Origin of the sequence: Pseudoflavonifractor sp. 60 (assembly GCF_009911645.1) — a bacterium.
Classification (GTDB): domain Bacteria; phylum Bacillota; class Clostridia; order Oscillospirales; family Oscillospiraceae; genus Lawsonibacter.
Map to the genome: position 1 here is coordinate 1 of NZ_QWKI01000254.1, position 7,539 is coordinate 7,539.

Consider the following 7,539-nt stretch of genomic DNA (forward strand, 5'->3'; position numbering starts at 1 on the left):
CTGGAGTCCAGCGATGTACAGATCACCCTGCGCCCCAATCCCGGGCAAGGCATCCAAATCAATCTGCAAAGCGATGTAAAGGCCCTGTTCGGCGAGGCCATCGAGGCCACCGTCCGGAGTGTTTTGGCGGATTTCAATGTAAAGGACGCGCTGGTGGATGTGAACGACAAGGGCGCATTGGACTTTGCCATCCGGGCCCGGATGGAGTGCGCCCTCTGCCGTGCAGCGGAGGTCCGCTTTGATTGGGGAAGGGGTGATCCCCATGGCTGAGCCCCATCTGATGCGCACCTCCCTGTACGCCGGGGGGACCAGTCCGGTGAAGATGATCCAGGCGGGCTTCTACAACGAAGACTGCCTGGTGTACGACCTGGAGGACTCGGTGTCTGCCGGGGAGAAGGACGCCGCCCGCCTGCTGGTGTATCATGCGGTCAAATATCAGCGTCCCCGGGGGAAGTACATCCTCATCCGGGTCAACGGCATTTACTCCAGGGAGCTGGACGAGGACCTGGAGGCCGCCGTCCGGGCTCAGCCCGACGCCATTCGGATTCCCAAGGTGGAGTACGCCGAAGAGGTGAAAAAAATTGACGCCAAAATTGGCGCCATTGAGAAAAAAGCCGGCCTGCCTGTGGGGGGCATCCAGCTCTGGTGCAATATTGAGTCCTATCTGGGTGTGCTCAACGCCATGGAGATCGCCAAGGCCAGTCCCCGGGTTGCCGCTATGGCTCTGGGGGCGGAGGACTTCACTGCCAGTATAAGCGCCCAGCGCACCAAGCCGGGGTGGGAGATCTTCCACGCCCGCAACGCCATCCTCATGGCCTGCCGGGCGGCGGGCATCTCCGCTCAGGACGCGGTGTTCTCCGATATCAACGATATTGAGGGTTTGAAGACCGACCTGGAGATGACCCGGGCCCTGGGCTTCGACGGCAAGACCTGCGTCCATCCCCGGCAGATTGACACGGTAAACGCCTGCTTCACCCCCTCTCAGAAGGAGATACGCCATGCCCGGCGGGTTCTGGAGGCCCTGGCGGCGGCGGCACAGAACCATACCGGCGTGTGTGTGCTGGACGGGAGCATGGTGGACAGGCCCATGGAGCTGCGGGCCCGCGCCACCTTGGCCAAGGCCGAGGCGGCGGGCATCAAGATTGGAGGTGCGGCGGAATGCCTGTAAACAGTTTGGGCCGCGAGCTGCCGAAGTGGATCGGGGACTATGTGGTCAAGCCCTACACGGGGGCCTATGAGCCCCAGTCCTTTGCCGGGACCGTGGTGACCAGGCGGACCCCCAGTCAGCGGGTCCCCGGAGACAGTAAGCTGCTGCCCGGCCTGAAAGAGGCTGTCCTGGCCTCCGACCTGAAGGACGGCATGACCATCTCCTTCCACCACTCCCTCCGGGAGGGGGACCAGATCATCGGCCAGGTGCTCACCGCTATCCGGGAGCTGGGCATCAAGGGGCTTCGGTTTGCCCCCAGCGCTGTGGTGAACATCAAAAATCCCTCCATTGTGGACTTTGTGAGGGACGGCACCATCGACCGGATCGAGGCCAGCGGCATCCGGGGTCAGTTGGGCGACGCGGTACTGGCCGGCGAGATGGAACAGCCTGTCATCCTCCGCCCCCATGGAGCCCGCCCCCGGGCCATTGAGGCGGGGGAGCTGCAAATTGACGTGGCTTTCATTGGAGCCTCCGCCGCCGACGACTATGGCAACTGCACCGGCCAGATCGGCCCCAATGCCTGCGGCGCTCTGGGTTACTCCTTTGTGGACGCCCAAAACGCGGGATGTGTGGTGGTGGTCACCGACAATCTGGTGGACTATCCCTGCTGTCCGGCCAGCATCTCCCAGCAGTGGGTGGACTATGTGGTCCAGGTGGACTCCATCGGTGACCCGGCCAAAATCGGTGCGGGCGCGGCCCGGCTGACCAAAAATCCCCGGGACCTGCTCATTGCCCAGCGGACAGTGGAGCTGATTGCCGCCTCCCGGCTGTTCAAGGAGGGCTTCTCCTTCCAGACCGGAGCGGGGGCCATCCCCATTGCCATTACCAAGTGCCTGGGGGAGAAGATGAAGGAGCGGGGCGTAAAGGCCAGCTTTGCTCTGGGGGGCATCCCCGCCGCAATCATCGATATGTACGACGAGGGCCTGGTCCGGGTTGTGGAGTGCAGCCAGAGCTTTGACGCGGTGGCCGCCCGGGCGATTTACGACCGTCCCGGCGTGGTGGAGATTGACAACGCCGACTACGCTAACGCCTACAGCAAGGGCGGCTTCCTCAACCGGGAGGACTTCGGCGTCCTGGGGGCGCTGGAGGTGGACACCGACTTCAATGTGAATATCCTCACCGGCTCCTCCGGCGAAATGATGGGCGGACTGGGGGGCGGACCCGACGTGGCCGGCGGCGCGGCCATCTCTATTGTGACCCTGCCTATTATCCGGGGCCGCACCCCCTCGGTGGTGAAGAAGGTCTTGACCCTGTGTACCTCCGGCGAGACGGTGGCCGCCGTGGTCACCGAGGCGGGCGTCGCCCTCAATCCCAGGCACCGCAGCTATCAGCAGCTGAGGGAGGACCTGGAGCAGACCAGTTTGAAGCTGGTAAGCATTGAGGAGCTCCAGCAGCTGGCCGAGTCCATGACCGGCGTGCCCAAGCCCATTGAGACCGGCGATAAAGTGACCTGTATCGTGGAATACCGGGACGGCACGGTCATTGATGTGATCCGGGAAATCAAGCGCCCTTGACCGGTCAGTCCGCCTTTAAAATCGGATCGGCAAATCCGCCGCAGTTCTCCTTGATGAGACGGATCAGCGCTCTCCCGTAGGCGGGGAAAATCTTGCCCTTTCGCGTTACCAGGACCAGCTGATTTGTGATCCCCTCCCCTTTCATTGGAAAAATGTGCAAATGGCTGAACTGGCCCTCCCGGTTGAGCTGTTGGACGGCGGGAACAAACATGGACCAGCAGAAGCTGGCCGCGTAGTCCCGTGCGGTCATCATACTGTGGAGGTCCAGCTGGCCCAGCTCCATCACACAGTTTAACTGAATCTGACGCGCCTGGCAATAGTCCTCCAGCGACCTTCTGGATACAAGATGTTTCCGCCCCATGACAAAGGGCACATGCTGGAATTGGGCCAGATTCGCCCCGTGGGAAAACTCCGAAATACACTGAGGATAGCGGTTGGGAAAGTATGTTTTCAGCATATTATCAGAAATAATCAAGTACATTTGCTCATCCAACACAGGCTGAAGGACCAGCTGCTTACTGCTGATATCACTTTTGTTCAGCAGGACCATGTCCAATTCACCCTCCAGGACCCGCTCGCTGAGTTTTTTTGAGTCGGAATTGGACTGCGCCTCCAATACCACACCGGGGTACAGCTGTTTAAACTGAGCCAGCAGGTCCGGCACCAGAATGCGGTATCTTCCGTCTGTTGTCCCAAATACAATGCTGCCCCGCTTGGCCTGACGGATATCGTCCAGCTGACTGTCCAGATTTTCCTCCAAAAGCTGCATCTGCCGGATGGTGTCCAGGTATACCTGTCCGGCGGGTGTCAGCGTCAGTTTGGGGGTGCGGTCAAAAAAGGCGACCTTGTATTCCTGTTCCAGATTTTTCAGATACCGGCTGAGACACTGGTGAGAAATGAACAGCCTTCTGGCCGCCTTCGAGATGTTTCCCTCATCCGCCAGCGCAATGAAATAATGATAGTTGTTGAACATCAATCGCGCCTCCCATCCTCAGTGCAGTTTATTTTATCATAACACGCCGTGATATACAAAAGAAAAGTGGGGTTTTATTTTGGACAGCTATCAGCCAAACCGCAAGATTCCCTGTGTCTATATGCGTGGAGGTACCTCGAAAGCGCTGTTCTTCCACGACAAGGATCTGCCCCAGGATACGGAGGCCCGGGACAGAGTCATCCTCAGCGCCTTCGGGTCCCCGGACCACCGCCAAATTGACGGCATGGGCGGAGCCAACACCTCCACCAGTAAGGTGGCAATTATCAAAAAGAGCAGCAGGCCCGGCATTGACGTGGACTACGACTTTGGACAGGTGGATATTTTTGCCCCCGTTGTGGGGAAAACTATGAACTGCGGCAACATCTCCTCTGCCGTGGGCTCCTTCGCCATTGACGAGGGGCTGGTGGAGGCGGAGGAGCCCATCACCGAGGTGCATATCTTTAACACCAACACCCAGAAGGAGATCGTTGCCCAGGTCCCTGTGAGGGATGGCCGTGCCATGACAGAAGGAGACTTCGCCATTGACGGCGTTCCTGGCACTGGGGCCCGGGTTCTGCTGAAGTTTGTCGCCCCTCAGGGCGCGGCCTCCGGCAGGCTGCTCCCCACCGGACACGCCAAGGACGCCATTGAGGTGGAAGGCAGGGTCTATGAGTACAGCTTGGTGGACGCCGCCAATCCTGTAATGTTTGTCCATCCCGAGGACTTCGGTGTCACCGGAACCGAAACGCCTGCCCGATTCAACGCCCTGCCCAACTGCGAAGATATCTGCCGCAGGCTGGAGGTCATCCGGGGCACTGGCGCAATTCTGTTAGGCCTTGCCAAGGATTTGGAGGACGCCAGGGTTAACAGCCAGACCCTCCCCAAGATCGCCTTTGCCGCCAGGCCCGCAGACTACACCGCCGGCAGCGGAAAGGCCATTGCCGCAGATCAGCTTGACCTTGTGGGCCGGCTGTTTTCCGTCAACATGAAGATGATCGACGCCTACATGGGTACCGGAGCCATCTGCACCATTACCGCAGCCAACACCCCTGGCACCATCGTCAACGAGATTGTCTGTGGGGCGGGCAGACACCCTGACAATCATGCCAGCCATATCCGAATCGGCCACCCCTGGGGCATTATGGACGTCTACGCCGACCTTCAGGACAACGAGGACGGGACCCACACCGTTCTCAGCGGCAACCTGGAACGCACTGCCCGCCGCATTATGGAGGGCTGTGTCTATGTGCGGGACTGATCTAGCCCGGACGCTGCACTATTCGGGGTTCATGCGCTCATGCCAAAAGGCCCGCAATTCCTCCGGCTCCCGGTCAAATTCCGGCTGTTCCAGAAGATTGGGGACGCTTTTGCCCTCAAAATTTCCCAACTGGGTAACGCCGTACCACCAGCAGAAGCGGCCGCCGTCCGTCTCGCCCAGTACACGGTCTATTTCATCCGGGGGCAGACTGTTCCGCGGTTACTCATTGGTGCTCCTTTCCTGGCCCATAGCCGTTGTACCTTCAATATTTGTGCTTGGCGGGCGGAATATGAATCCAATCGTGCTTACCAGCAAGAGCCAGTTGTTCTTCGTACCACGCCGCAGGCAATTTTTGTGCCGGAATTGCCCGACGGCTGGGTGGTAAAGTCGTCTGGATGGTCGTGTATGATAACCGCTTTGCCAATTATTTCATGGACGGAAAAGCGGTCCGTCAGAAACACGGAGAGGGCAGAGCCATTGTTCCCAAACAACGGCGGCAGGTCTCCGGCGTGGTACGGATGCTGACAGTCCCTTGGATCATAGTGGGACATGGCATCGGCAAAGGGATCGTCCATATTGCCCCCACAGTCGGTCCCCTTGTGGATGTGAAACCCAAAAATCCGTTCCTGGCAGGGACGCTCAGGCAGAGGCAGGCCGTTGATCTCAGCCCAGACAATGACCCCCTCATTGACTTGGTAAAATCGCACTGTCCCCGAAATTTCAGGGCGACCTTCACTGCCTGCCATGCTTGCCGCTGCCTGGGGTCTGCCGCGCAGAACGGAGAGAAGGTGGAACTTAGAACTGCCGCAGGATGAAATTTGATTCATAGAATCCTCCTTATTTACTTGATTGGGCCGCTGTCTGGCTGATCCACGTGGCAGAGACATCCATTGCCAGGCGGCAGGCAGTCGTTTGATCCAGTGCGTTGAGCATCACAAAATCGTGAATGATGCCCGGCAGGCAGAGAGTTGTAACCGGAACCCCGGCACAGCGGAGCCGTTGCCCAAAGGCCTCTCCCTCGCTGCACAGAACATCCGCCTGGCCGTTGATAATCATGGTGTCCGGCAGCCCCCGCAGGCATTCGATCCCGGCCCGCAGCGGGGAGGCGGTGATCTGCTTCCGGTCAGCCTCGCAGGAGGCGTACTGATCCCAAAACCACTTCATTCCAGCGCGGTACAGGTAATAATTCACCGCAAACCCGCAATAGCTGGGCGTATCAAAGCAGGCGTTGGTCACAGGGTAGTATAACAGCAGCTTTTGGATTTCCGGCCCGCCGCGTTCCTTTGCCAGCAGAGCCATCGCAATCGCCATATTGCCGCCGGCGCTGTCTCCTGCGACGGTCAGGGCGCTATGAGCCAGCCTTAGCCAGCTATCCCCAATCAGCTCCCAAAGGTGCGAGAGTATGAAATAGCACTGCTCAATGGCTGTGGGGTACTTCGCCTCAGGAGAGCGAGAATACTCCGGAAAAACCACCAGAGCGTCCGTCCTGGAAGCCAGTTCCCTGACCAGCTTTTCGTGGGTGTGAAAGCTCCCGAATACCCAACCCCCGCCGTGAAGGTAGAAGATCACTCGTTTGGGGACAGACCCCTGGGGCGCCACAAAGCTGACCGGGATTTTTCCCCATCCTCCCGTATCTAATTCACGGACGGAACGATTTGCCGGATACAGGAAAACCGGGGCGTCCTGGACGTTCTCCAATACGCTCCGCCCCTGCTCAGGCGGCAGTTGAAAAATAAGCGGCGGAACGGCGCTTTGTTTACAGACGGCTTCCGCAGCGGGTTCTAAAAGAATACATTGATTCACAGCACAGATCTCCTGACGAACTGATTCTGCTCCCAGAATATGCAGGGGGGAGAGCGGTTGACAATCGTTCGTATCGCGGCTCACTCTGTCCGACCTCCACGGAGAGACGCTGATCTGCACCAAGGACCCACCTCAGGGGGTGCAGTTCATTATGGCGGTGGGACAGCCGGACGAAACATAAAAAACGGGCCTCGCCTGAAGTGAGGTGCCGCAACGAAGTATTTATGTACGACAGGACTGTGACTGTAAAAGGTCACAGTCCTGCCTTTTCAGGCTGTTTTTTGCTCTTTGCGCCACTGCCCTCTGCCATCCCCGCCTTCGCAGAGGTCGTCAGCGATGTCGATGATCCCAGCGGCCTTGTAGTAAATCTCAATCTTCTGCTTGCGGTGTCCACTGCTCTTATCAGGAGCGTGGACGATGATTTTGTTAACCAGCTCGTTCAGCATTTCTGCCGTCAGTTCTTCCGGGTTGGTGTATTTGCGGACGCTTTTCAGGAATTGCCGGAGATCGTGAGTCTCCTGCTCGCCATTGTCGATCAGAGATTGCAGTTCCCCAATGGCCTGCCGCACCTGTTTCTGCTCCTCCTCGTACTGCGTTGAGAGCTTGTCAAACCGCTCCGGTCTGAGCCTTCCCGCTACCATGTCCTCATCCCACTGCTTCAGCGTCACAATGTCTACCTTTTAAGCCCTCCCGGCACATTTCTGAATATAGCGTATCATTCAAAAAGGGGGGCTGTCAACCGTCCGGGCTTGCCATTCGAGCAGGTTTTTCGTCCACTCGCGCA

8 protein-coding genes are annotated in these 7,539 nt (G+C 58.7%); 4 read left to right on the top strand and 4 right to left on the bottom strand.

Going from position 1 to position 7,539, the window contains the following annotated elements:
* From citD to citF, 3 genes are all read left to right on the top strand, one after another.
* Positions 1-270 (top strand): citrate lyase acyl carrier protein (citD, locus tag D1646_RS21015; protein ID WP_160638321.1); only part of this gene is annotated, 270 nt, incomplete at its 5' end.
* On the top strand, positions 263-1,168 hold the full coding sequence (locus D1646_RS21020) for an aldolase/citrate lyase family protein (protein WP_160638322.1): 906 nt from the start codon (positions 263-265) through the stop codon (positions 1,166-1,168). The genes citD and D1646_RS21020, both read left to right, overlap by 8 nt.
* Positions 1,159-2,721 carry a citrate lyase subunit alpha gene (gene citF, locus D1646_RS21025; RefSeq protein ID WP_160638323.1) on the top strand — a complete coding sequence of 521 codons (1,563 nt, stop codon included), beginning with the start codon at positions 1,159-1,161 and terminating at the stop codon, positions 2,719-2,721. Before D1646_RS21020 ends, citF begins: the two co-directional genes overlap by 10 nt.
* A 4-nt stretch (positions 2,722-2,725) precedes the next feature.
* Here the strand turns inward: citF and D1646_RS21030 are convergent, their stop codons facing one another.
* Positions 2,726-3,694, bottom strand: a complete 969-nt coding sequence (locus tag D1646_RS21030) for a LysR family transcriptional regulator (protein ID WP_160638324.1) — start codon at positions 3,692-3,694, stop codon at positions 2,726-2,728.
* Between the two features lie 79 nt (positions 3,695-3,773).
* Between D1646_RS21030 and D1646_RS21035 the strand changes: the two genes are divergently transcribed.
* A complete protein-coding gene (locus D1646_RS21035; protein ID WP_243154285.1) occupies positions 3,774-4,952 on the top strand; it encodes a PrpF domain-containing protein in 1,179 nt (392 codons plus the stop codon).
* A 305-nt stretch (positions 4,953-5,257) separates the two neighbouring features.
* Here D1646_RS21035 and D1646_RS21040 read toward each other — a convergent pair whose 3' ends face one another.
* From D1646_RS21040 to D1646_RS21050, 3 genes are all read right to left on the bottom strand, one after another.
* A complete protein-coding gene (locus D1646_RS21040; protein WP_160638325.1) occupies positions 5,258-5,779 on the bottom strand; it encodes a superoxide dismutase family protein in 522 nt (173 codons plus the stop codon).
* Between the two features lie 10 nt (positions 5,780-5,789).
* Positions 5,790-6,755: an alpha/beta hydrolase gene (locus tag D1646_RS21045; protein ID WP_160638326.1), complete on the bottom strand. Its 966-nt coding sequence runs from the start codon at positions 6,753-6,755 to the stop codon at positions 5,790-5,792.
* Positions 6,756-7,024: 269 nt separating this feature from the next.
* Positions 7,025-7,423 carry a DUF4368 domain-containing protein gene (locus D1646_RS21050; RefSeq protein WP_160638327.1) on the bottom strand — a complete coding sequence of 133 codons (399 nt, stop codon included), beginning with the start codon at positions 7,421-7,423 and terminating at the stop codon, positions 7,025-7,027.
* Positions 7,424-7,539: the final 116 nt, after the last annotated feature.